Source organism: Streptomyces xylophagus (assembly GCF_000716435.1).
Classification (GTDB): domain Bacteria; phylum Actinomycetota; class Actinomycetes; order Streptomycetales; family Streptomycetaceae; genus Streptomyces; species Streptomyces xylophagus.
This window is the reverse complement of record NZ_JNWO01000209.1, coordinates 1-210: the sequence shown is the minus strand read 5'-3', so window position 1 is coordinate 210 and position 210 is coordinate 1. Positions and strand designations below refer to the sequence as shown.

Here is a 210-nt window from a genome sequence, read left to right as displayed (position 1 = left end):
GAGGTTCCTTTGAAGAACACATACAGCGAGGACGCTGTGAACGACCATCTTATTCCGGTGGTCGTTCCGCTCTCGTGATGTGTGCACCGGCTGTATTAATTTACTGGCCGAGTAAACATTCACGGAGAGTTTGATCCTGGCTCAGGACGAACGCTGGCGGCGTGCTTAACACATGCAAGTCGAACGATGAACCACTTCGGTGGGGATTAG

The 210-nt window shown here is 51.9% G+C and carries 1 rRNA gene; it reads left to right on the top strand.

Annotation, left to right across the window (positions count from 1 at the left end):
• Positions 1 to 118 precede the first annotated feature (118 nt).
• A 16S ribosomal RNA gene (locus OO70_RS51015) occupies positions 119 to 210 on the top strand; the annotation flags it as partial.